This window comes from Halotolerantifilum yawarlongkerapense (assembly GCF_054506745.1).
This window is the reverse complement of the sequence record NZ_CP199719.1, coordinates 3,033,564-3,055,248: the sequence shown is the minus strand read 5'-3', so window position 1 is coordinate 3,055,248 and position 21,685 is coordinate 3,033,564. Positions and strand designations below refer to the sequence as shown.

Here is a 21,685-nt window from a genome sequence, read left to right as displayed (position 1 = left end):
CCTCCTCATTTTTTTAACACATTTATTGTGTTGCTCAGGTGAGCTCATGAGAACTGGTATACAAGTATGTAAGATGTCCTAAAAAATTTTTCATACCTGCAACGTTCTTTGAGCAAACGCTTGCCTGAGTACAAAACCATGCTACCATACTAGTGTTCTTGATGTCAATCCCTATTGGGAAAACGCATCCAAAAAAATTTATTTTTCAATGAACGGATTGTCTATCCACGGGAGAATAACGGGACAGTTGTCGAGATGATCAGCTGTCCCCTCCTCAATCTAACTAAGATCTTGGGTCTCTTGGTCTTTGAAATACTCTGGGTATCGTTTCTTGAGTTCAATCTGATCGCCCAGAATCTTCTTCACGTGATGGTTAACGATCTTCTCGGCTGCATCCAAATCTTGGTTCAGGATGGCTTCGTAGATAGCCACGTGTTGTTCGAGGACCGTCTCTAGATTCTGGTAAAGCTCAAAGCTCAGGAGCCGCACCCGCTTGTACTGGGTGTTGACCTGCTCAATGACTTCCCAGCTCCGTTCCCGCCGGCATGCCTTGAAGATAATCTTGTGGAAGGTCTCATCCTCCTCCAAGAAGGCCTCATACTCCTGGTTCTCGATGTAACGCTTCTGGGCCTTGAGGCTTTTCTCGAGTAAAGCGATCGATCCACCATCGATACCCGTCACGGCGATACCCATCACGGCCTTCTCGAGGCTTTCCCGGATAAAACGTGCTTCTTCCACCTGCTCGAGGTCGATTTTTGAGATGTAAGTCCCACGCTGTGGGAGAATATAGAGCACGCCTTCCTTCGAAAGCTTGATGAAGGCTTCTCGCACGGGTGTGCGGCTCACGTCCAAGAGATCCGCGATTTCTTTCTCGCTGATCCGATCTCCGGGTTTGATGTTCAAATTGATGATGTTCTTCTTGATCGTCTGGTAAACGAATTCACCGACGGACATGTGATTCTCCTGTTCAACTCTTTCTAGAACGATGGCAACCGCCTCCTGCCATGGACCTACACAGCCCATTTTATAGTTACATGCTACCATACTAGTTTCTACTCGTCAATGATTTTTGCAAACGCTTCCCAAGGATTTTTTCCAATAGCAAAAAGAGCCCGGTGCACACCTTGGATCCTAGTCGGGATCGGTGGGTGCCTCGGGCTCTTCATGGCATTATTTGCGTGCAACGGATCGTGTGACGATCAAGCCTACGGACAGATCCGGCACATCGAGAGAGATGGTCTCTCCCGATTGGACCGGTGCATGCAAGCGGATCTTCTTGACTTCGGCCATGACATCGAAGATACGATCGCGGGGGATCGGACGGGTCAGCCGGACGCTGGCCAGCGGAAAAGTGCCACCCTCAACCAGGACAGACGATGCGATCTGCCTATGCGGGTTGACCAGCTCCTGTTCGACATAGGTGCGCCCCTTATCGCAGCGGGCGCCTGTCAAGGCCTGCAGTTGATGATCCTCAAGGGTCGCCTGCAAACGACAACCGTTGGGACAAAGGATACACGTGTAGGATCGGTTCACGAGACCATCACCTCCAGGGGGTCTTGCCCCGGCGCTTCCTCCGCCATGACATCCAACTGGAGCATCTCTGCCGGTAGCAGTTGAGAAAAGATTTGGGCGAGCAGGATCCGGCTTCCCTGTTTAACCGTCAGGGTGGCCTCTTCCAAGGGTTCCTTCACCCTGAGTGATAAGGTGAAGGGGCGGTTTTTATTTACCTTCTGGGGAAGGACATAGGCGATCCCTTTACCGGCAGTTACTGGTATCTCATGCATCGAGCGTCTCTTTCCATCCAAATAACCTACCAGGCTCGAGGCCATCCGCTCGGCCTCGAGGGAAACGAAGTCCACCAGGTCGTGAACGTGCAGGGCGTTCCCGGCCGCAAAAATTCCGTCGACCGAGGTACGGTAACAATCATCTACACGTGCACCACCTGTGATGGGGTCCAGGAGAACCCCGGCCATCCGGGAGAGCTCGTTCTCCGGGATCAGCCCCACGGAAAGGACCAATGCATCACAGGACACGTAGGCATCGGTGCCCGCGATCGGCCGTCGATCCTTATCTACCTGCGATAAGGTCACACCCTCCAACCGCCTGCTCCCATGGATTTTGGTCACGGTACTGGAGAGATGAAGGGGGATATTATAGTCTTTCAAGCATTGTTCAACATTGCGCTCGAGGCCGCTGGGATGGGGTAGGATCTCGTGGACACCGATCACATCGGCTCCCTCTAGCGTCAGACGACGGGCCATGATCAGGCCGATGTCACCGGACCCGAGGATCAGTACCCGCTCGCCCACCTGCTTGTTGTGCAGGTTCAGATAGGACTGGGCGGTTCCAGCGGTGAAGACCCCAGCAGGCCGCTCGCCCGGTATGCCCAGAGCTCCTCTCGTCCGCTCCCGACAGCCCATGGCCAGAACGATGGCCTCGGCCCGAAAGGTCATCCACCCTTCTCTCGATACCACTTTGACCACCCGATCGGGTGTCAGCTCCGTCACCATTGCCCCGGTAAGGTAGGGAATTCTCTTCTCCCTCACTTGATCGATAAATCGGTCGGCGTACTCCGGACCGCTGAGCGACTCACCAAAGCGCGTGAGACCGAAGCCATCGTGAATGCACTGGCGGAGGATGCCGCCGAGCGTCTCCTCCCTTTCGATAACCAACAGGTCTCTCACGCCTTGATCGTGGAGGGCCACGGCAGCCGCGAGGCCTGCGGGCCCACCGCCGATGATCACCACTTGTTTGTTTAGAATGTTCATCCCCTCACCTTCCCTGTGAACACATGCGAACCCCCACGATGATACAGGATCTCTGTTTCCTTCATCTGGTGCTCTTCTTCTAGCATGTCGGCCACTCGCATCTGGCAGTAACCACCTTGGCACCGGCCCATCATCGATCGTGTCCGATACTTGATCCCGATCATGCTCTTCACGCCAAGTGGATTGCGGATGGCCCGAAGAATTTCGGCGCGGGTGACCCCCTCGCAGCGGCAGACGATCTCACCGTAGTCGGGGTCCCCGGCGATGAGGCGGGCTTTTTCCTCATCCGACTGTTCAGAAAACCGCAGTGCACCCTTCCGCCTGGGGTTGAAATCTGTCTTTATCGTCGGCTTTTCTCGTTCAACGAGCAGCTTCACCGCTCGCCTGGCTACAGGTAGCGCCGAGGTAAGACCCGGTGATTCGATCCCCACCAGGTTGATGGTGTTCGGCGCTTCTTGCCTCGCCTCGATGACAAAATCCTTGACCACACCCTCCCCATCGAGCCAGGTTGGTTGGATGCCGGCGTAGTTGCGAATATAATCGCGCCTGTGGATGTGTGGCCAGAGGGTCAAGGCATCCGCGGCCAGATAATCGATGTTGCGCTGCTCGATCCCGTAGTCATCGAGGGCCGTTACCTTGTCGGCATCCGGTCCCACGGTGACGTTCCCATCTACCGTCGGCGTCACGTGGATGCCCATATAGGTGTTGCTCGGTACGGGATAGACGGGCATGGGTAGCAAGTGTCCGACCCTCTTGTCGAGGACGATATAGTGCCCTCGGGTGGCCCCCATGCGGTATCCCTTGATCCCGAGCATGTCGGAGATGGCGACGGCACCGAGACCGGCGCAATTGATCACCCAGCGCGTTCGGTAGGTTCCCTTGGAAGTACTCAGTTCGTATAGAGCCTCTTCCTCTCGCTCGATGGCCGTGACCTCTGTCTCGAGATGGTAACTCACCCCGTTCATCACGGCATTTTCAGCCAGGGCGATGGTGTAGGTGAAGGGGTCTACAATACCGCTCATAGGCGAGTACATGGCAAAAGTACCTTCGACGGCGGGCACCAACTCCTTCAGCCGCTTTTTCTCAATGATCTCCAGTCCCTGGGCCCCATTGATGCGACCCGTCTCCAAGGTCTTCAGTAGGCTCTCTCTGTCTGCATCGGTATTGCCCACCAGTACTTTCCCCGTTCTGTCAAAAGGCACATCGAGTTCTTCGGCCACCCGTTCGAACTCTAGGCATCCCTCTACACAACAGGCCGCCTTGTTGGTACCGATATCGTAAGCAAAGCCCCCGTGGATGACCGCGGAGTTTCGCCCGCTCATCTCCAGGCACACATCTGGATTCTTCTCGAGCACACCGATCTCGAGCTCGTACCTGGATAGTTCACGGGCCACGGCGCTACCGACGACTCCCCCGCCCACGATCAAGACGTCATAGACTTTCTCCATCCTTCTCCTCCTCCGTTCGAGGTGCAAATCGCACGCAAATACATCCTATGATTTAGCCTGATTTTAGCATGATTATGATAAAAATTCAATAATAACGCTCAAAAAACATATAGATAAGCTATATTCATCCTATGTATAAGAAAAACAAAAGCCCGCAACTGGATTTCTCCAGTAGCGGGCATCAGTCGGTTTCGATTTCATCCCTGAAACGTTCGATATTGTGAAGCAGGTGGTAAGTCATGGCTTGATGGGCATCGTTGACCCGTCCCCTTTTGACGGCCTCAATGATCCGCCGGTGGGACTTGATGGTCTGCTCGTACTCCTGGGTTTTGACGTTCTCCGAAAAGGTGGTGACACCCTGGCAGATGACGGGAATCAGGTTGATCATCACCAGGTTCCCACTGCACTGGGCGAGCTGGGCGTGAAAATCACGATCCTGGGTGGAGAAGTCCTTTCCCTCGTGGATCAGCGCCTCAATCTCATTGCCCAGCCTTTCGAGTTCCTCCAGCTGATCTTCTGTGGCGTATTCTGCCGCCAGACCGGCGATGGTGGGCTCGATGATCGACCGGACCTGCATGAGGTCTTCCACGAGCTTACGCTGGTCGTGCATGAGGGAGAAGCCCAGCGGATCATCCACCAGTCCCCGCTTTTCCGAAATAAAAGTGCCGGCACCCTGCCTGATGGTCACGATGTTCCTGGAGGCCAGCATGCGGATGGCTTCGCGCACTGTGTTCCGGCTGACCCCCAGCTCTTCAGAGAGTGCGTACTCGTTGGGTAGCTGATCTCCAATTTCATAGCCTTCTCTATTGATGAGCGCCATCAGGTCGACAGATGCTTTTTCACCTAGGGTTTTCTGCTTCATAGCGGTCTCCTCGCTTCTTCGTGTTCTTTGCTTTGCCTTGGCTCTGGGTTTTTCTTTCTTACTCTATATATAGTAGAGAAGCCTCCGGTGACTGTCAACGCGAAGGGCTCGCGCTCCTTCTCTTTTCCTTGTAGGCCAGGTAGCGTTCTTCCGCCTCATGGTAGAGTTTCTTCTCCTCTTTCGTTTTCACCTCGAGGGCGGGTACGGCCGCGGGGCGGCCCTCTGCACCCAGGGCCACCATGGTGAAATAGGAGGTCAGGGCGAGACGCGTTTCGCTTCCCTCCTCGAAATCATCCACCAGTACCCTGACCAGGATCTCCATGGAGTGCTTGCCCGCGAAGGTGATCTGACCCTCGCAGGTAACGAGATCGCCGATGTGGATGGGCAGGTGAAACTCGAGCTGGTCGACGCGCGCCGTGACCACGCTACTTCGGGCGTGGCGCCGGGCCACGATGCCGGCCGTGTTGTCCATGAGCTTCATGATCTCTCCACCGTGCACGTTACCGGCGATGTTGGCCTGACCGGGTTCCATGAGATGACTGATGCTGCTCCTCGATTCGCTGACGGTTTTCGTCTTTTCCATATGCTACTCCTCCGATACAGGCGCCACGGGTGCAGGTCGGTCCACTTCATAGACCGATCCGACCCGGGTGTAGCCCAGTTGATCATAGTAGGGATTCTCATCCGACATCACATAGATGGTCATGCCTGGCTCCTCTTTGTACATATGTGCCATGAGCGCCCGACCGATCGATCGGCCGCGAAAAGCTCGGTCCACGAGCAAATCGCATACGTAGATATTGAAGCCCTTATCCTCTAGCGAACGCACGTATCCGCACAGACTATCCCCTTCGTAGGCCACGTAGGTCATAGAGCGCTTGAGCAACAAACGGTACTTACGGGCATTATCGCCTTCCGTGTAGCAGGACCATCCCCTGCCTTCTCGTGCGATCATGTCCATGACCACGTCTTCATCGCGACTTTGATTGTAGAGAAGAATATCCACGGCTTCTCTCCTTTCATTGTATAATAAACTCATAAGGATTTGAAAAGAACATTCGGAAAGGGGAACGCACATGATCTGCTATTTCTCGGGGACGGGCAACTCAGCCCATGTCGCCCATAGGCTCGGCCATGCTCAAGATGACAAAGTGATTGCCATAGCCAAGGAGCTGCTCCGTGGAGAGGGGCCGGTGTCCCTCTCCCTGGCGCCGGGTGAAAAGCTCGGCTTCGTCTTCCCCGTCCACTCCTGGGGACCCCCGCAGATCGTGCTGGACTTCATCAATCGTCTGGTGCTCGATGGCCATCTGAATCCCTACGTCTATGCCGTCGTCACTTGCGGTGCCAACATCGGCAACACCCTAGCGGTCCTTCGAAAGGCCCTGGGGGGCAAGGACCTGAACCTTAATAGCGGTTGGTCCATCGTCATGCCCAACAACTATATCATCATCGGCGATGTTGACGACAGGAACACAACAGAAAGAATGCTCGCGGCCTCGGAGAAGCGCGTCGAAAAGATCGTCGATCTACTGAGAAAAGACGCGAGCGAACTTTTCGATGTGGTCAGGGGTCCTGTCCCCTTCCTGCTGACCGGGGCCATCTATCCCTTCTTCAACCGATGGGGAAAAAATGCCAATCCCTTTACTGTCGAGGAAACCTGCACCTCCTGTGGGCTCTGCGCGAGGGTATGTCCCACGGCCAACATCACTTTAATGGAAGGACGGCCGGTCTGGGGAAACCACTGCACCCAGTGCCTGGCCTGCATCCACCACTGTCCCGTCCGGGCGATTCAATACGGCAAGAAAACCAAGAACAAAGGCCGCTATGTGCATCCCGACCATACGACCCTCAGATAGAAAGCTACCCGGATCCTAGCGATCCGGGTTTTCTATTGCGCTCATTTGTTAATCGGCTGCATCATCGACAGGGTGTTCGGAAGAAAACCCACGGACTTGTAAAACGCGATCGTCTCGGGATTCCCATGGGCCACCGTGACACCGATGTGCTCGCACCCGTGGTCTCTCATCCATGCGAGATGGACCCGAAGGAGCGCTTTGCCGATGCCTCGTCCCCTGCGATCTGCTTCCACGTGCATGGAGACCAGTTCGGCCGACTGATTCGAACGTGTGGACAGACAGTAGGCCACAACGTTTTCTTCCTCTAGCGCTACAGTCAATAGCACGCAATCATCAGCCAAGTCCTCAAGCGGGCGCATCCGGTCCTCGAAGATCAAGTCTCGGTAGAGGGGACCAAAATGCGGATCGACTCGCTCGTGGTAGGCGCGGTTTTTCTCCCACAGATTCTTGATCAGCTCAACTTTTGAAAAAGGTACCTTCTCAAAGATCATCATGTGCTACCCTCTCCCTTCCCAAGATTTCTCTGGCTCCCTTGGTCATGTCATTCAGTCTGAACTCCCGTTTTTGCCGTAGGGACAACTCTGTTTCCGGGTGACGCGTCACCCGGTTCCTACCATCGGACTTGCTCTGGTAAAGCGCTTCATCTGCCCACTTTACGACGTCTTTTGCAAAGGACCCCCGCTGATAGGTGCTGATTCCAAAGCTACAGGTCATCTTTTCCGGGATGGAAAAGGCGTGGACTTCGATGAGCTTGCGGAGCTTCTCGGCGACGGCGGCAGCTTCGATGGCACCGGTGTCGGAGCACAGGATCAAGAACTCCTCTCCTCCCCACCGGCCCACGATGTCCTTCTTCCGGATATGGGTCCGGATGATCGCCGCCACTTCCTTGAGAACCTCATCCCCCTTATGGTGTCCGTAGCGATCGTTGACGCGCTTGAAATGATCGATATCGGCCAAGATCACCGCGTAGTACTGATTTCCGTGCTCGGCGACCTCATGGAAGGAGGCCAGGTGGGCGTCTAATTTCCTTCGGTTGTTCAGGGTCGTGAGCATATCGGTCGTCGATAGGCGCAAGAGCTCGCGGTTGGCATCGGCCACCACCTTGCGTCCCTCGTACTCCCGCTCGAAACGACGGTAGGCCAGGATCGAGGCCAACCAGGCCAAGAGGTTGTTCGCCACCAGATCGGCCACGAGGGTCTCATGTGTCCAATGAACCCCATGGCTATTGAGAAAACCGAAAAAAAGCAGGAGAGTGCTCCCGTAAAGAAGAAGTGACTGTTTCGGTGGGATGAAGGCGATAAAGGCAAAACCGTAGATCACGGCGACGTAGATCGCCGGGATGGCAAAGGCACTATCGGGTACGTACACCGCCCTTAAGATGGCCACCACAAAGAAGAATAGGCCGATCGCGGTGGGAAGTAACGTGTAGCCTCCTTTCACGGTGGCCCCTGTCTCTATCCGTCTTTTGATGTGATGAGCTGACATCGCAAAAACAGCGGATACGCTCGCGGTCATTAGGTGGACACGCCCTATTGTCGTGTTGGGCCGCTGGACGAAAAGGCCGTAGAGAAGCTGCTCTACCGCGAGGAAAGCCGTGACGAGCAGCAGGGCCCGCAGGTTATGATCCAGACAGGCTCGAGTGAAACCTGCCTCACGATTCGTTTGTAAGATTTGGCGTATCCTTTCTCTCATGTGGGTGCGCTCCTCATCATCCATAGGTCTCATAGCACAGTCTAAATATATATGTACCCATTATTGAAGAAAAACCCAGAAAAGGTTGCAAATCATTGGCGATTGAAACTAGCATCCATTTTCTTTTTCGGTAGCTTCCAAGGAAAAAGGTGCGGGAAAACGGGTATTGTTTTCCTAATACGGACAACGTTATCATCAAGATTTCACCTGTACATCGTGTTATACTCACATCAGAAAGACAAAACAGAAAATGAAAGGAGAGAAAACCAATGAGAACATTAGGAGATTTCTTAAGCATGACGGTTCCTGAATTCAACTACATGACGAGCGCTAAAGTCAGGGGCATCGACATCGACGATCTGAACATGAACCCCACCAAGTACCAGATCGAAGAAGCCTCGCAACTACGCAGATCGGTCAAGAAGCCTTACATCAAGGTGGATACAGACCTCGGTCGACTGGTGATCACGCAGAGCGAGAAAAATGAGAACCACCTACCCAACGGTACATGGAAGCGGGGTACACAATGGTCCAACTAATTGCAATGGCATATATGATGGCATTCGGTTACACCGATGACAACCAAACGGATCTTGAAAACTTCTACAGACTATACTGAAGACCCTACTCTTTTGAAGAAGAGTGGGGCCTTCTTGTTTTTTGGTGTTATAATGTTAGAAGAGAGCAACCTATACTTACATAACATGAGAATACAGCAATGGTCTTATGAACGGAGGATACGAGATGCCCTATGATATTATCTTTTTCGATGCCGACGACACCCTCTTCGATTTTCAGGCTTCCGAGGAAACCGCCTTTGAGAAGACCCTGGCGGATCACGGGATCTTTGGCGATGCCGATCAATACCTGGCCCTCTACAAGGAGATCAACGAGGCGCTCTGGGCGGCCTTTGAACGCGGCGAGATCGACCAGGATCACCTGAAGGTCGAGCGCTTCCGACAGTTTTTGGACCAGATCGATGTGGCCGAGGACCCCGAGGCCTTCGGTAGACGGTACATGAAGAATCTCTCCAAGGCTTCGATCCTGTACGAGGAAAGCGCACCGCTCCTCGAGAAGCTATCGAAAAGCCACCGCCTGGCCATCCTGACCAACGGTCTCACGCACGTGCAGGAGGTACGCGTCAAACAGTCGATCATCGCCCACCACATCGAGGCCTTCATAATCTCGGAGGAAGTGGGTGTGGCCAAGCCCGATCCCGAGATCTTCAAAATCCTGCTCCGTCAGATGGACAATGCTACTCCCGATAGGGTCCTCATGGTCGGCGATAGCCTGACCTCCGATATCCAGGGTGGCATCAATGCGGGCATCGACACCTGCTGGTACAATCCCGAGGGAAAGCGAAATACAACAGGGCTCAAACCCACTTATGAAATCCAGAGGCTAGAGCAGATCCTCGACGTTTTATAGAAAAACCTGCCCATCAAAAAAACGTGCACCGCGCTTACCGTCTGAACACGGGAGCGTGGCGCACGTTTTCTCTTTTTGCTCGCTAGCCTTAAGCGATTTCAGAGGTTCTCGTCTCTCCTAAGGACTTGTCTTGGTAAGGGATGCAGAAAGGCACATTGAAGACGGGACAGCTGAACACCGCTGAGTGGATATCGAAAACCTCGCGCATCAGGTGGGCATCCATGATCGTATCGGGTCGTCCCTGGGCAAAGATCTCACCCCCGCGCAGGGCGATCAGATGGTCTGCGTAGCGAGCGGCCAGATTGATGTCGTGGAGGACCATGAGGATGGTCCTCCCCTCTTTCCGGTTCAGATCCCTGAGCAGGTCTAGGATCTCGATACGATACTTGATATCCAAATGGTTCGTCGGTTCGTCGAGAAAGATCATGTCCGTCTCCTGGGCAAGGGTCATGGCGATCCAAGCCCGCTGGCGCTGACCGCCCGATAGGTGCATCATCTTCTCATGGGCGATCGATTCGATGCCCGTCTTCTGGAGGGCCTGTCGCACCGCCCGCTCATCCTGGGCAGACCATTGCTTCCGCCAGGTCTGGTGGGGATACCTCCCCTGCTTCACGATGTCAAAGACCGTCAGATCCTCTGGTGCCGTGGGGTTTTGAGGCAGGATGCTCAGGTGCCGGGCAACCTCTCTCGTGTCCATTTGGAAGAGATCGCGGTCTTCGTACAAAATCCTCCCCGACATGGGTCGCTTAAGGCGCGCGAGAGCCTTGAGTAGCGTTGATTTTCCGCAGCCGTTGCTCCCGATCAGGATGGTCATCTGACCCTCGGGTACCTCCATGTTGATCTTAGATAAGATGGTCTTCTCCCCATAACCCAGCTTTAGATTTTCCGTGCGCATATGCAGGCCTCCTAACGGCGTTGTCTCCAGAGTAAATAGATAAAGTAGGGTGCGCCCACAGCCGCGGTAAAGATGCCCACGGGTAAATCCAAAGGCGTGAAGAGGGTGCGGGCGAGTAGATCGGAGAGGACTACCACGGCTCCACCGATGGGCACCGTGAGCAGATAAAGCCACTCGTGATCGGTGACACCCAACCGACGGCTGATATGCGGAGCCAAGAGTCCCACGAAACCAATGCCACCGCCGAGGGCGACGGCGCCGCTGGAGAGGGCCACACTGATCAGGAGCAGAAGCCGTCTTCTGGAGACTAGGCGCACACCGATTCCAGTGCTCAAGGCATCGTCATAGGCCATGGCGTCGAGCTCCCGCATCATGAATAAAGCAGGGATCGACCAGAAGAAAAACCACCCGAGGAGCATGCGAACATCGGCAGCGTTGGTCCCGTGTAGGGTACCCGTTAGCCAGAGGTTCGACTGGGCGACGAAGACCATTGGACCCTTGAGGATCAACAGGGTCACCACGGCACGCGCGGCCCCGGAAAGGGCGATACCCACAAGGATGAGCCGAAGCGGGGTCATCCCTTCTCCCATGGTCAACCGGTCGATCAACAGAGCGATCAGGAAGGCCCCGACCATGACGGCCAGCGGCATGTACAGGATACTAACAGAAAGGGCGTTGCTACGGGGATCGGTGAAAAAGTACAAAAAGGTGAGTGCGCCCACTGCCCCGCCGTTCACGATACCCAGGACCCCCGGCGATGCCAGTGGATTTTTCGTGATGCCCTGGAGAATCAAACCCGATGTGCCGAGGGAGGCGCCCACGAGAAAGCCGCCGAGGACGCGGGGAAGCCTGAGCCCCTTGATCACCAGCGTCGAAAAGGCCTCCCCCCCGCCCGCTAGGGTCCGAACCACCTGGTGGGGACCATAGGTGACTTCACCGATACCCAGGGAAAGGAGCAGACTGCCGAAGGCCAGTAAACCGAATACGAAGACCCAGCCTAGGGACGGGATGTGCAAAGAGCGCGACAGTAGATCGTTTCTCAGTGTCTTGCGTTCTAGTCTCACGTTTGCTCCACCCTCCTCGCGATGTGCAGAAAGAGCGGTGCACCGAGAAGAGCCGTGACGGCCCCCACCGGGGCCTCCGCAGGATAGATGAGAAAGCGCGCCAGGATATCAGAAACCAAAAGTAGTGCTGATCCCGTGAGCGCCGCATAGGGAATCGTCCACCGGAAGTCCGCCGTGGAAAAACGGCGGACGAGATGGGGGGTCAAGAGGCCGATCAGGCCGATGGGTCCGGCGACGGAAACCGATGCGGCTGCCATGAGGATCGTGGCCAGGGCCATGATTGCCTTGAGTCGCTGGACTTTCAAACCCAGACCCATGGCCGTCTCCTCTCCGAGGGCGAAGAGATTGAGTTTATCGCTCATGGTGATCGCGAGCGTCATCCCCGCGACCATTAAGGGTAGGACCATCAACAGGTGCTCCAGCTTACGACCTTCGATGGCACCGGATAACCAAAAGAGAGTCTCTTCAAGTGTGGTCTGGTCGACCACCAGAATCCCCTGGGTTAGGGATAGAAAGAGAAAGGTCACGGCCGCACCCGCCAGGGTCAGGTGAACGGGTTTCGGATCACCACCGAATCCTCCGGCCAAAAGATAAACCCCTGCCGCCGCGAGCGAAGCCCCGAGCATCGAAGCGGCCACAAGATGCTGTTGCGAGACGCCCGGGAGAAAGCTCATGAAGGCCACGAGAAAAAAAGAGGCCCCTGCATTCACGCCGAAGAGTGACGGTGAAGCCATGGGATTTCTCGTCAGTGTCTGCATGAGCAGACCAGAGACACCGAGGCTCGCCCCTACCGACATCGCGATCAGGGCCCTCGGCACACGCGTCGTCCTCAGGATCAGGTGGTCCATCGAACCATCAAAGGCAGTATAAGCATACCAGAGGGTGCGAGGACCCGTTTTAGCGAAGCCCAATAGAATGCTGGCAAAAAGTAATAGGACGACGAGTGCGGTCAAGAGCACCAAGATCTTCCGGCGTTTTCGGTTGCGATGGTCTTTTTCTGTGTGTGATTCCATGGATGGCTCCTTCGTTTTACTTTTCCGTTCAGTATTCATCTTATCGTTAGGGGCTCAATGTGTCAATAATGATTCTCATTAGCAAATGATAATCTATTGCAATTAGCACCAAGCTATGCTAATCTAGATTTCGACGTGTTATGAGAATAATGATCACAGGAGGCTATCCCATGAAAAAAACAATCCTAGCTTTTTTACTACTCTTCTCCCTGGTCCTCGTGGCCTGCGCACCAGCGGAAGCACCGGCTGCCGATGCTGGAGAACCTACTGAGGCCGACCCAGCAACGACAACAGAACCCGTGTCCGAAACACCCGATGACCCCCGGATCGTGACCCATGCCATGGGCGAGACCACCATCGAAGACGACGTGAACCGCGTGGTGATCCTGACCAACGAAGGGACAGAGGCCCTCTTGGCTCTGGGCGTCACCCCCGTGGGTGCCGTTCGGTCTTGGATCGGTGATCCTTGGTATGATCACATTGAAGACCGCATGGAAGAGACCGCGGATGTGGGCACGGAATCCCAAGTGAACATCGAGGCCATCGCGGCCCTTGAGCCGGATTTGATCATCGGCAACAAGCTGAGACAAGAAGCTGTCTACGACCAGCTGAGCATGATTGCTCCCACCGTCTTTTCCGAAACCCTCAAGGGTGACTGGCAGGAGAATTTCTCCTTCTACGCCAGTGTCCTGGATCTCGAGGAGGAAGGGCGAGGGCTCATGGAGGCTTATCAGGCCAAGGTCGCTGAAACGTCGGCCATGGCCGGCGAACGTCTCGATCTTGAGGTCTCGGTGATCCGCTTTCTCGGTGGTTCCACGCGGATCTATCAGCTCGACAGCTTCTCCGGCGTGATCCTGAACCAAGTCGGATTCAACCGACCGGCTTCACAAAACGTCGAGGGCTTTGCCGAGGTGATCGGCAAGGAGCGCTTGGCCGAGGCTGACGGCGATGTGATCTTCTACTTCACCTACGAAACCGGCGATGGCGAGGGACTCAGCCAGGCTGACGAATGGCTGAACGATCCCCTCTTCCAAACCCTCGGGGCTTCAGAGAACGAGCGTGTCTTCGAAGTGAGTGATCCCATCTGGAATACCTCCGGTGGCATCTTGGCTGCCAACCTCATGCTCGAGGATCTCCAGCATTTCCTACAGGACGAACTCCGGTAAGCTCAAATCAAAAGGAACCTACACCTGAAAACAGCCACCCTGCGCATGCGGGTGGCTATTTTCATTTTTTGCTTCTTTTCGATTCAGACGTATCAGAATAGTGACGATCGATCACATCCTGTCACGCTCAAGATGCGCCCCATACCCGAAATCCCGTGAAAAAAGTGGCACGCCGCTTGCTCTCATAAGGGGTGACGATATCGTCTGCTCGTCAATCCACTAAGGAGGTTATGTATGCAGATCAAAGGAAAAGAAACACCGCTCATCCTGTTGATGACGGCACTGTGGATCGCCATCACACTTTGTGGCTGGTGGGGCCAGTGGTTCCTAGGGCTCATCCTGGGGTGCCTGCTGATGCTCGTGCACATGATGATGGGGTCCGCCCAAAACGGGATCTTACACAAGAAGCTCTTTCTCTATCCCCTGCTCAGTTGGTTCGTCCTCTGGGTCGCCGGTTTCATCATGACGGAGGTCTACGCCAACCAGTTCGCCGGTGTGGCCCCCTCGTTCACGATCCTCGGATTCCACCCGTCCTTCGCCTTTATCATTTTGTTCTACTGGATCGGCGGTGTGCTCACGCTCACCCTGGGGCTCGTCCGCTACGCCCACCACTGGCTCTCCACCGACCAATGGGATCACTTCAAACAACGCATCGCAGAAATCGAACGCCAAGAGGAGGCCGTCTGATATGCAAGGAAATGTGAAATACCTCATACTCTTTTTCGCCTTCGCCATGCTGGTCATTTCCTTTCTCATCGGATGGATGGCCAAGCGAAAGGCCACGGACAGCCAGTCTTTCTTCGGTGGCACGGCGCTCTTCGGACCGCTGACCATCAGTCTCTCCACCGTAGCCGCCGTGGCCAGTGCCTTTGCCGTGGTGGGCGTACCCGGTCTCGTCTACTCCTTCGGCAACACCATGAACCTGTGGATGCTCTCCTCCTGCGCCTTCGCCATGGCCTACCTGACCATCGGCAAGAAGATCCGCGCCATGGCCGAGGTGGCACCGATCGCCAGCCTCGGTGATATCTCGGACATCCGCTTTGATAACCACCGCGGGATCAAGGCCACGAGCTCAGCCATTATCTTTCTCGGTGCCATCGCCTACCTGGCTTCTCAGATCAGCGCCGTCTCAACCCTTTTCGGTCACCTCTTGGGATGGGATCCACTGATCGCCGGTTTGATCATCTTTGGCGTGCTGACCCTCTACACCTCCCTCAGCGGCGAGGTGGGTGGTGTGCTCACCCAAGCCTTCCAGGGATTCATCATGCTCCTGGCCGGCCTGTTGATGATCATCGCCTTCTTTTCCATCACCGGTGGCTTCTCCGCAGTAGTCGATGTGGTCTCCAGTGTGGATACCGTGAGCGCAGGAGAGGTGACCAAGACCTTCACGCCCAATAGCATGAACGGATGGGGCGCCCTACCCGGTGCCGTGGCCATGACCTGGATGATCATCCCGATCATCGGTACCATGGGTCAACCCCAGGTGCTGACAAGGATGTACGCGCTGAAGGATCCACACGCCATGCCGAAGCTCGGTCTTTACGCGGCCCTGGGTCACATGGTCGTCGGTTTCTTCGCCGTGACCATGGGCTATGCCGCCATGTACTTGGTGGGCAAGGGACTCATCGCGCCCGTGGCCAATGCCGATACGGCGGTCTTCGCCGTGGCCGATCACGTGGGCGTCTACGCCCAGCTCTTCGTCTACGCTGCTGTCTTGGCCGCCTCCATGTCCACGGCCAGCATGTTCCTCACGCTTTCTGCTAATATCCTTTCGCGTGATCTGCCCAGTGCCTTCGGCATACAGATGAGCGGTACGAAGCAGATTCGCGTCTCCCGTGTGATGACCTTCATCATTGGGATCCTATCGATTTTCTTCGCACTGTTCAGCGGTGAGGCCGTGGCCATCCTCGGTACTTTTGGATGGGGGACCCTGATGAGCGCCACCTTCCCCGTCTTTATCATCGGTCTCCTGTGGCGTGGTGCCAGTTCACAGGGCGTGTTCACCGGATTGATCGTAGCCTTCATCGGGAACATTCTCTCGCTGATTCTTGATCTCAACGGTTTCTCATGGCCCGGCGGACTCCCCTGGTACGTCAACATCATCACCCTTGCCATCGTTGTCACCGTAACGGTCTCCCTCTTCACCAGCGGGTCGAAGGATGGGGCAATCAACGCCAAGGTCGATGCCATTTTCGATCTATAAAGAATGAGAAGGAGCTGAAAATATGATTCTAGGCCTATCGGGTAGCCCCAGGGAGGGCAACACGAACTACTATGTGCAGCGTGTGCTCAACGACCTCGCCGGTCGTGGACATACGACGCAGTTCATTCACCTCAAAGACAAGCGCATCGAGGGTTGTACCGGTTGCTACAGCTGTGTCGAGGCGAAGCGTTGTGTGGTGGACGATGACTTTCAGGAGATATTTGACGCCATGGTCGAAGCCGATGCCCTGGTGGTGGGCACACCCGTTTACAACGGTTCCATGACCCCCAAGCTCAAGGCTCTGCTCGATCGCGCTGGATTCTCCGCACGGTGGATGAAAAATGAGCTGGCCTCAGGTGACAGCAAGTACGACTGGGGCGAGATGACCTTTTCAAAGAAACTCTTCGCACCGCTGACCGTGGCGCGCAAGACCGGGCAGACCTTCGCCCTGGCCCAGCTCTACCTCTGGGGCTCGGTGAACGATCTGATCACCGTGGGATCCAACTACTGGAACGTGGGTACGGCTGGCACCGGTGGTGCCAAGGATGCCGCCGAGGATGAGGAGGGCCACAGCATCACGGCCCATCTGTCCGAGAACCTGGACTACCTGCTCACGAAGTTGAGCGAATGAAGAAAAGAGACTGATCATCCTTCTCGGATGATCAGTCTCTTTTCAGTTTGCGGTAGAGGGTCATCCGTTGGATGCCCAGTAGTTCAGCGGCCTTCGTCTTGTTGTGGTCGCAGGCCTTTAGCGTATCCTCTATGATCTGTAACTCGATTTCCTTCATGATGGCGTTCAGTGATCCCTTGATGGCCAGATCCGTGGGGTCGTAGCTTTCCGTGTAACGTCGGAACTGCGATTCCCGGATTGTATCGGGCAATAGATCGGATGTGATCGTTTCCTCCTGGGCGATGACCATGGATCGGTACACGATGTTCTTCAGCTCGCGGATGTTGCCGGGCCAGTGGTAGCCGTGCATCATCTGCAGTGCCTCGGGATGAAAGACGCGGTAGGTCCCGCTCTCGTGGTAATAGGACAAACGGAAATGATCGATCAGCAGCGGGATATCCTCCTGGCGCTCCTTCAGTGAAGGGATGTTTAAGTTCAACACATTGAGGCGATAGTAAAGGTCACCCCGGAAGGCTTTTTCTGCGATCTTATCGAGCAAATCGTGATTGGTCGCCGCGATGATCCGCACATCCACGCGCCGCGACTGGCTACTGCCGATCTTCTCGATCTGATTCTCCTGAAGCACTCTCAATAGCTTCGACTGCATCATGGGTGGCAAGTCCCCGATCTCATCGAGGAAAATGGTCCCCCCATCGGCAATCTCAAACTTCCCCTTCTTCCCTTCTTTATTAGCTCCTGTGAAAGAACCCGCTTCATAGCCGAAGAGTTCCGATTCAAGCAGCGTATCTGGAATCGCAGCGCAGTTGATGCTCACAAAGGGTCTGTCGCATCGGTCGCTGGCAGTGTGGATGGCATGGGCAAAAAGCTCTTTACCCACCCCACTTTCCCCCGTGATCAGCACGGGCAGATGGGTGCGGGCGAAGGACTCCGCTCGGGACTTGAAGTGCTTGAGCAACGAGGACTTGGTCATGATGTCATCGAAGGTGTAGACCGCACGCAGGGATTCCGGCAACCGGCCGCTGGGTACACGACGGTGGGGGCGAATCTTGTTGAGGATCGAATTGCGCACCTGTGCATCGATGGTGTCCTCTCTCGATGCGTCGACCACAATCATTCCCACGGCACCGATCACCCGATCGCCATCGAAAATCGGTATGCGGTCCACGGTGGCCTCCACACCGGAGCAAAAACGGTGGGGCTTGGCAATTTCGGGGATCCCCGTCTCGATCACGATGGGAAAGCGGGTGGAGTTGTCGATGTCCATGAGTTTGGTACCCACGACCTTGTCCAGTTTCACCTTGAGAAAATCTAAAAAGGCCTGGTTCATGACGACGATACGAGATTGCTCGTCTACAAAATTGATCGGCAGCGACAGGTCGTTGAAGAGGGAGGGGGGTAGCTCGTCCAATAAGAATTCAATCGGGTCCACGGGTGCTCCAGGCATGCGTCTCACTTCCTTTTCAGGTTCTTTTGTTCATTATAACATCGGTAGAAGCGTTTTCCCATGTCACAAATATGTGACACGTGACGCACGTCTTGTTGCACTGACACGCCAAAACCCTGATAAACCCCCTACTTATGGGAGAAAAAGTTGGCAGGCCTTTTGCTCTCTATAGGGATGAACACACAAAAAAAGGAGGATGCATATGAAGAATGATTTTCGCGTGGGGATCGTGGGTTTTGAAACCTACCTGCCGAAGGAGAAGATTACTGCCGAAGACCTGTCTACCCTGGTCAATATCCCTGCGGATATTCTCAGGAACAAGATGGGGATCAACGAGAAGTTCGTGGGCGGCGAGGAGGACCACGCGGCCACCATGGCCACCAAGGCATCGAAAGCTCTGCTCGAGCGCCTGGCTATCGATCCGAACAGCATCGACATGATCCTGTACGCAGGGGAAACCTACTGCGAGTACGTCTGCTGGACAGCAGGCATCAAGGTGCAGAACGAGCTCGGTGCCGACCGTGCCTTTGCCTTCGACCTGGGCTTCCGCTGCGCGGCCACCCCGCTGGCCCTCAAGATGGCGAAGGACATGATGCGATCCGATAAGCAGCTGGACCGGGTGCTCATCTGCGGTGGCAACACCAACGCCTATCTGGTGGACTACCAGGACCCCAACCAGTCCTTTATGTTCGACATGTCCCCCGCCGGGATGGCAGTGCTCGTTGATCGGAATCATCCCGAGAACGAAATTCTGGAAACGGCCATCCTGACGGATCATGTCTTCTGTGATGATGTGATCGGTAAGTACGGTGGCACCCTTCATCCGATCGATGAAGAGGTCGCTGCAGATCCGGAGGCGCTCCGACGGGCCAAGCTCCTCCACCTACCCGATCCAGAGGGTATGAAGAAGCGTCTCGGTGAGCGGTCCCTGCCCAACTTCGTACAAGCGGTGGAACAATCGCTCGAGCGTTCGGGGATCGACACACCCCCGGATTTCGTGGGCATCACCCACATCAACCCCAAGGCCCACCGCCTGATTCTGCAGGCCCTGAACGTTGCCGAAGAAAACGCGGTATACCTCCGTGATGAGGGCCACTGCGGTCATGCGGATCAATGGATCGCCCTGGCCCACGGTCTGGCGCGCGGTCAAATCAAGGATGGCGACATCTGTGCACTGGTGGGCGCTGGCACCGGCTATGCTTTCGGTAGCACGCTCGTCCGCTGGGGAGGGTCCGACCATGCACGATAAGCTTTACAGAGAAAAGAAAACGGATATGGACGGTCTCCTCTCGCGTATCGAGAGCGGCGATTTTCTCGTTTGCGGTCTGGGCGGTAGCGAGCCCATCGAGATCGTCTCCCATCTCCACCTACTGAAGGAGCGCGGTGTGCGCGACTGCCTGCTTACCAATACCCTGCCCATGGGCAACTACCCAATCTTTCAAGATCCAGACCTCGTGGACACCGTGAAGGTTACCAGTTGGTTCTACACCGGCGCCCTGCGCAAGGTGCACGCGAAGGGACACATCGCCTTTCAGCCCCAGCACCTGCACCGTGCCCTGGACAAAAGGCTCTCCACGCTCGGCGACCGCCGTAAGGTGCTCCTGACAACCTGTGCCCCCATGGATGCCCACGGCTACCTGAGCCTGTCCATCGGGAACACCTACGAACAGCAGCTCATCCGCTCAGGAGAGGTGACTGTCCTTGTCGAGGTGAACCCGAACTTCCCCAGAACCTTTGGGGACAACCAGGTGCATATCTCGGAAATCGACGCATTGATCGAAACGGATCGTCCGGTCCCGGCGCTTCCGATTGCAGAACCTTCGGATCGCGACCGAGAGATCGGCAAGCACATCGCTTCATTGATCGAAGACGGATCGACCATCCAGCTCGGCATCGGGGGCATCCCCAATGCCGTGGCCGAGGCGCTCAAAGGGAAGAGCGACCTCGGGATCCACACGGAGATGTTCACCGACGGTATGGTGGACCTCCTTATGGACGGGACCGTTACGAACAAGCAGAAAACCCTCTACCCAGGGCGGACGGTCTGTACTTTCGCTCTGGGCACGGAAAGACTCTATGAGTATCTGAACGACAACCCCTCGGTGATCTTTATGCCAGGGACCTGGACGAATGACCCCCATGTCATCGGGATGAACCGGAAGATGGTCTCGATTAACACGACCATCGAAGTAGACCTGACGGGCCAGTGCTGTTCCGAGAGCCTGGGCCACCGCCAGTTCTCCGGGACCGGCGGACAGGCGGATACGGCCATCGGGGCCCAGATTTCAGCGGAAGGCAAGTCCTTTATCGCCCTCTACGCCACGGCCCAAGTGAAACAGGCCGATGGTAGGAGAAAGCTAGTCTCCAAGATCGTGCCCACCCTCAAGGAAGGGGCCGTCGTCTCCCTCTCCAGAAACGACGTGGACTACGTCGTGACAGAGTACGGGGTGGCCCATCTGCGCGGTAAGACCGTGGGAGAGCGCGCAGATGCGCTCATTGAAATCGCGCATCCCGATTTCCGGGAAGAACTGATCCGAAAGAAAGAAGCTCTCCACTACTTCTGATCCAAAGAACGCTCTTTACAAACCAAAAGACCACCTACTCCGCCCCCGGCTCTCCACACGAGCTGGGGGTGTTTCTTTGGGTCCTGACTGCTCTGCACGCAGGAATGCGGCAGCTTCCTTGCGCCGATTTTGTGAAGCGGAAGAAGCGGTGCCTTTTTCGACCCTAGGATGACGTGAAAAAACTGGCTCCCGAAGAATTCCCGGGAACCAGATCGTCGCATCGATCGTTCATATGTTGGGATAGATGACTCGAGCGGATAACTTACTTGAAAGACTGAATGTGATCTGCCACGGCACCGGGCGGGAGAGCACTGACGGCCCCTCCAAATTCGCGTCCGCTTACCCCGTGCAAAGCAGGCATCCCCATGCCACGGCCCATGCTCACGTGGTCTGCGATGGCCCCTGGCTCCAATGAGGACACAGCGGCACCGAACTCACGCCCGCTCAGTTCGTGGGCTGCGGGCATACCACCTGCAAAACTCAGGGCTGAAAAGGACAACAGAAGGACCAACACCAGGCTGAAACTCAAAACTTTTCTCATTCCAAAACCTCCTTCATACAGCTCAAGAGGCCCGTTTATCATCGCATTTACCTCTTACCCCGAAACACCCCGTCTACACAGGGACGAAACGCGAAAACTGCATTCTTTTT

23 protein-coding genes are annotated in these 21,685 nt (G+C 55.5%); 9 read left to right on the top strand and 14 right to left on the bottom strand.

Going from position 1 to position 21,685, the window contains the following annotated elements; all coding sequences use genetic code 11:
* Positions 1–279: 279 nt before the first annotated feature.
* From ACULM0_RS14880 to ACULM0_RS14850, 7 genes are all read right to left on the bottom strand, one after another.
* Positions 280–954, bottom strand: coding sequence for a GntR family transcriptional regulator (locus ACULM0_RS14880; protein WP_463678320.1), 675 nt, complete (start codon positions 952–954; stop codon positions 280–282).
* Positions 955–1,170: 216 nt separating this feature from the next.
* A complete protein-coding gene (locus ACULM0_RS14875) occupies positions 1,171–1,533 on the bottom strand; it encodes a DUF1667 domain-containing protein (RefSeq protein WP_463678319.1) in 363 nt (120 codons plus the stop codon).
* Entirely contained in the window at positions 1,530–2,768 is a 1,239-nt protein-coding gene (locus ACULM0_RS14870; RefSeq protein ID WP_463678318.1) for an NAD(P)/FAD-dependent oxidoreductase, read from the bottom strand. The genes ACULM0_RS14875 and ACULM0_RS14870 overlap by 4 nt, the downstream gene beginning before the upstream one ends.
* On the bottom strand, positions 2,765–4,216 hold the full coding sequence (locus ACULM0_RS14865; RefSeq protein ID WP_463678317.1) for an FAD-dependent oxidoreductase: 1,452 nt from the start codon (positions 4,214–4,216) through the stop codon (positions 2,765–2,767). Before ACULM0_RS14865 ends, ACULM0_RS14870 begins: the two co-directional genes overlap by 4 nt.
* A 181-nt stretch (positions 4,217–4,397) precedes the next feature.
* A complete protein-coding gene (locus ACULM0_RS14860; RefSeq protein ID WP_463678316.1) occupies positions 4,398–5,078 on the bottom strand; it encodes a FadR/GntR family transcriptional regulator in 681 nt (226 codons plus the stop codon).
* 94 nt (positions 5,079–5,172) lie between these two features.
* Positions 5,173–5,661: an acyl-CoA thioesterase gene (locus ACULM0_RS14855; protein WP_463678315.1), complete on the bottom strand. Its 489-nt coding sequence runs from the start codon at positions 5,659–5,661 to the stop codon at positions 5,173–5,175.
* A gap of 3 nt (positions 5,662–5,664) precedes the next feature.
* Positions 5,665–6,084 carry a GNAT family N-acetyltransferase gene (locus ACULM0_RS14850; protein WP_463678314.1) on the bottom strand — a complete coding sequence of 140 codons (420 nt, stop codon included), beginning with the start codon at positions 6,082–6,084 and terminating at the stop codon, positions 5,665–5,667.
* Between the two features lie 70 nt (positions 6,085–6,154).
* Here ACULM0_RS14850 and ACULM0_RS14845 point away from each other — a divergent pair, with 70 nt between their 5' ends.
* On the top strand, positions 6,155–6,934 hold the full coding sequence (locus ACULM0_RS14845) for an EFR1 family ferrodoxin (RefSeq protein WP_463678313.1): 780 nt from the start codon (positions 6,155–6,157) through the stop codon (positions 6,932–6,934).
* A gap of 41 nt (positions 6,935–6,975) precedes the next feature.
* Here ACULM0_RS14845 and ACULM0_RS14840 read toward each other — a convergent pair whose 3' ends face one another.
* Both ACULM0_RS14840 and ACULM0_RS14835 read right to left on the bottom strand, forming a co-directional pair.
* Positions 6,976–7,428: a GNAT family N-acetyltransferase gene (locus ACULM0_RS14840; protein WP_463678312.1), complete on the bottom strand. Its 453-nt coding sequence runs from the start codon at positions 7,426–7,428 to the stop codon at positions 6,976–6,978.
* Complete coding sequence (locus ACULM0_RS14835) at positions 7,415–8,626, bottom strand: GGDEF domain-containing protein (protein ID WP_463678311.1); 1,212 nt, start codon at positions 8,624–8,626, stop codon at positions 7,415–7,417. Before ACULM0_RS14835 ends, ACULM0_RS14840 begins: the two co-directional genes overlap by 14 nt.
* 269 nt (positions 8,627–8,895) lie before the next feature.
* On the opposite strand from ACULM0_RS14835, the gene ACULM0_RS14830 reads away from it, so the two are divergent.
* Both ACULM0_RS14830 and ACULM0_RS14825 read left to right on the top strand, forming a co-directional pair.
* On the top strand, positions 8,896–9,165 hold the full coding sequence (locus tag ACULM0_RS14830; protein ID WP_463678310.1) for a hypothetical protein: 270 nt from the start codon (positions 8,896–8,898) through the stop codon (positions 9,163–9,165).
* A gap of 205 nt (positions 9,166–9,370) precedes the next feature.
* A complete protein-coding gene (locus ACULM0_RS14825) occupies positions 9,371–10,054 on the top strand; it encodes a YjjG family noncanonical pyrimidine nucleotidase (protein ID WP_463678309.1) in 684 nt (227 codons plus the stop codon).
* An 88-nt stretch (positions 10,055–10,142) separates the two neighbouring features.
* Here ACULM0_RS14825 and ACULM0_RS14820 read toward each other — a convergent pair whose 3' ends face one another.
* From ACULM0_RS14820 to ACULM0_RS14810, 3 genes are read right to left on the bottom strand one after another with little or no spacing between them, the layout of a single operon-like run.
* Positions 10,143–10,949: an ABC transporter ATP-binding protein gene (locus tag ACULM0_RS14820; protein WP_463678308.1), complete on the bottom strand. Its 807-nt coding sequence runs from the start codon at positions 10,947–10,949 to the stop codon at positions 10,143–10,145.
* A gap of 11 nt (positions 10,950–10,960) precedes the next feature.
* Positions 10,961–12,013, bottom strand: coding sequence for a FecCD family ABC transporter permease (locus ACULM0_RS14815; protein WP_463678307.1), 1,053 nt, complete (start codon positions 12,011–12,013; stop codon positions 10,961–10,963).
* Positions 12,010–13,026, bottom strand: a complete 1,017-nt coding sequence (locus tag ACULM0_RS14810) for a FecCD family ABC transporter permease (protein WP_463678306.1) — start codon at positions 13,024–13,026, stop codon at positions 12,010–12,012. Before ACULM0_RS14810 ends, ACULM0_RS14815 begins: the two co-directional genes overlap by 4 nt.
* A 170-nt stretch (positions 13,027–13,196) precedes the next feature.
* Between ACULM0_RS14810 and ACULM0_RS14805 the strand changes: the two genes are divergently transcribed.
* The 4 genes from ACULM0_RS14805 (at position 13,197) to ACULM0_RS14790 (ending at position 17,026) form a co-directional block, all read left to right on the top strand.
* Positions 13,197–14,192: an ABC transporter substrate-binding protein gene (locus tag ACULM0_RS14805; RefSeq protein ID WP_463678305.1), complete on the top strand. Its 996-nt coding sequence runs from the start codon at positions 13,197–13,199 to the stop codon at positions 14,190–14,192.
* 234 nt (positions 14,193–14,426) lie between these two features.
* The gene (locus ACULM0_RS14800) at positions 14,427–14,879 is read left to right on the top strand and encodes a hypothetical protein (RefSeq protein ID WP_463678304.1); all 453 of its coding nucleotides are present in this window, start codon (positions 14,427–14,429) and stop codon (positions 14,877–14,879) included.
* A 1-nt stretch (position 14,880) separates the two neighbouring features.
* Positions 14,881–16,395, top strand: coding sequence for a sodium:solute symporter family transporter (locus tag ACULM0_RS14795; RefSeq protein WP_463678303.1), 1,515 nt, complete (start codon positions 14,881–14,883; stop codon positions 16,393–16,395).
* Positions 16,396–16,417: 22 nt separating this feature from the next.
* Positions 16,418–17,026, top strand: a complete 609-nt coding sequence (locus ACULM0_RS14790; protein ID WP_463678302.1) for a flavodoxin family protein — start codon at positions 16,418–16,420, stop codon at positions 17,024–17,026.
* Between the two features lie 31 nt (positions 17,027–17,057).
* Here the strand turns inward: ACULM0_RS14790 and ACULM0_RS14785 are convergent, their stop codons facing one another.
* The gene (locus tag ACULM0_RS14785; RefSeq protein WP_463678301.1) at positions 17,058–18,470 is read right to left on the bottom strand and encodes a sigma-54 interaction domain-containing protein; all 1,413 of its coding nucleotides are present in this window, start codon (positions 18,468–18,470) and stop codon (positions 17,058–17,060) included.
* Between the two features lie 202 nt (positions 18,471–18,672).
* On the opposite strand from ACULM0_RS14785, the gene ACULM0_RS14780 reads away from it, so the two are divergent.
* Both ACULM0_RS14780 and ACULM0_RS14775 read left to right on the top strand, forming a co-directional pair.
* Positions 18,673–19,719: a 3-oxoacyl-ACP synthase gene (locus ACULM0_RS14780; RefSeq protein ID WP_463678300.1), complete on the top strand. Its 1,047-nt coding sequence runs from the start codon at positions 18,673–18,675 to the stop codon at positions 19,717–19,719.
* A complete protein-coding gene (locus tag ACULM0_RS14775) occupies positions 19,709–21,034 on the top strand; it encodes an acetyl-CoA hydrolase/transferase family protein (protein ID WP_463678299.1) in 1,326 nt (441 codons plus the stop codon). Before ACULM0_RS14780 ends, ACULM0_RS14775 begins: the two co-directional genes overlap by 11 nt.
* Before the next feature lie 262 nt (positions 21,035–21,296).
* On the opposite strand, the gene ACULM0_RS14770 is transcribed toward ACULM0_RS14775, so the two are convergent.
* The gene (locus ACULM0_RS14770) at positions 21,297–21,575 is read right to left on the bottom strand and encodes a hypothetical protein (protein WP_463678298.1); all 279 of its coding nucleotides are present in this window, start codon (positions 21,573–21,575) and stop codon (positions 21,297–21,299) included.
* Positions 21,576–21,685 lie beyond the last annotated feature (110 nt).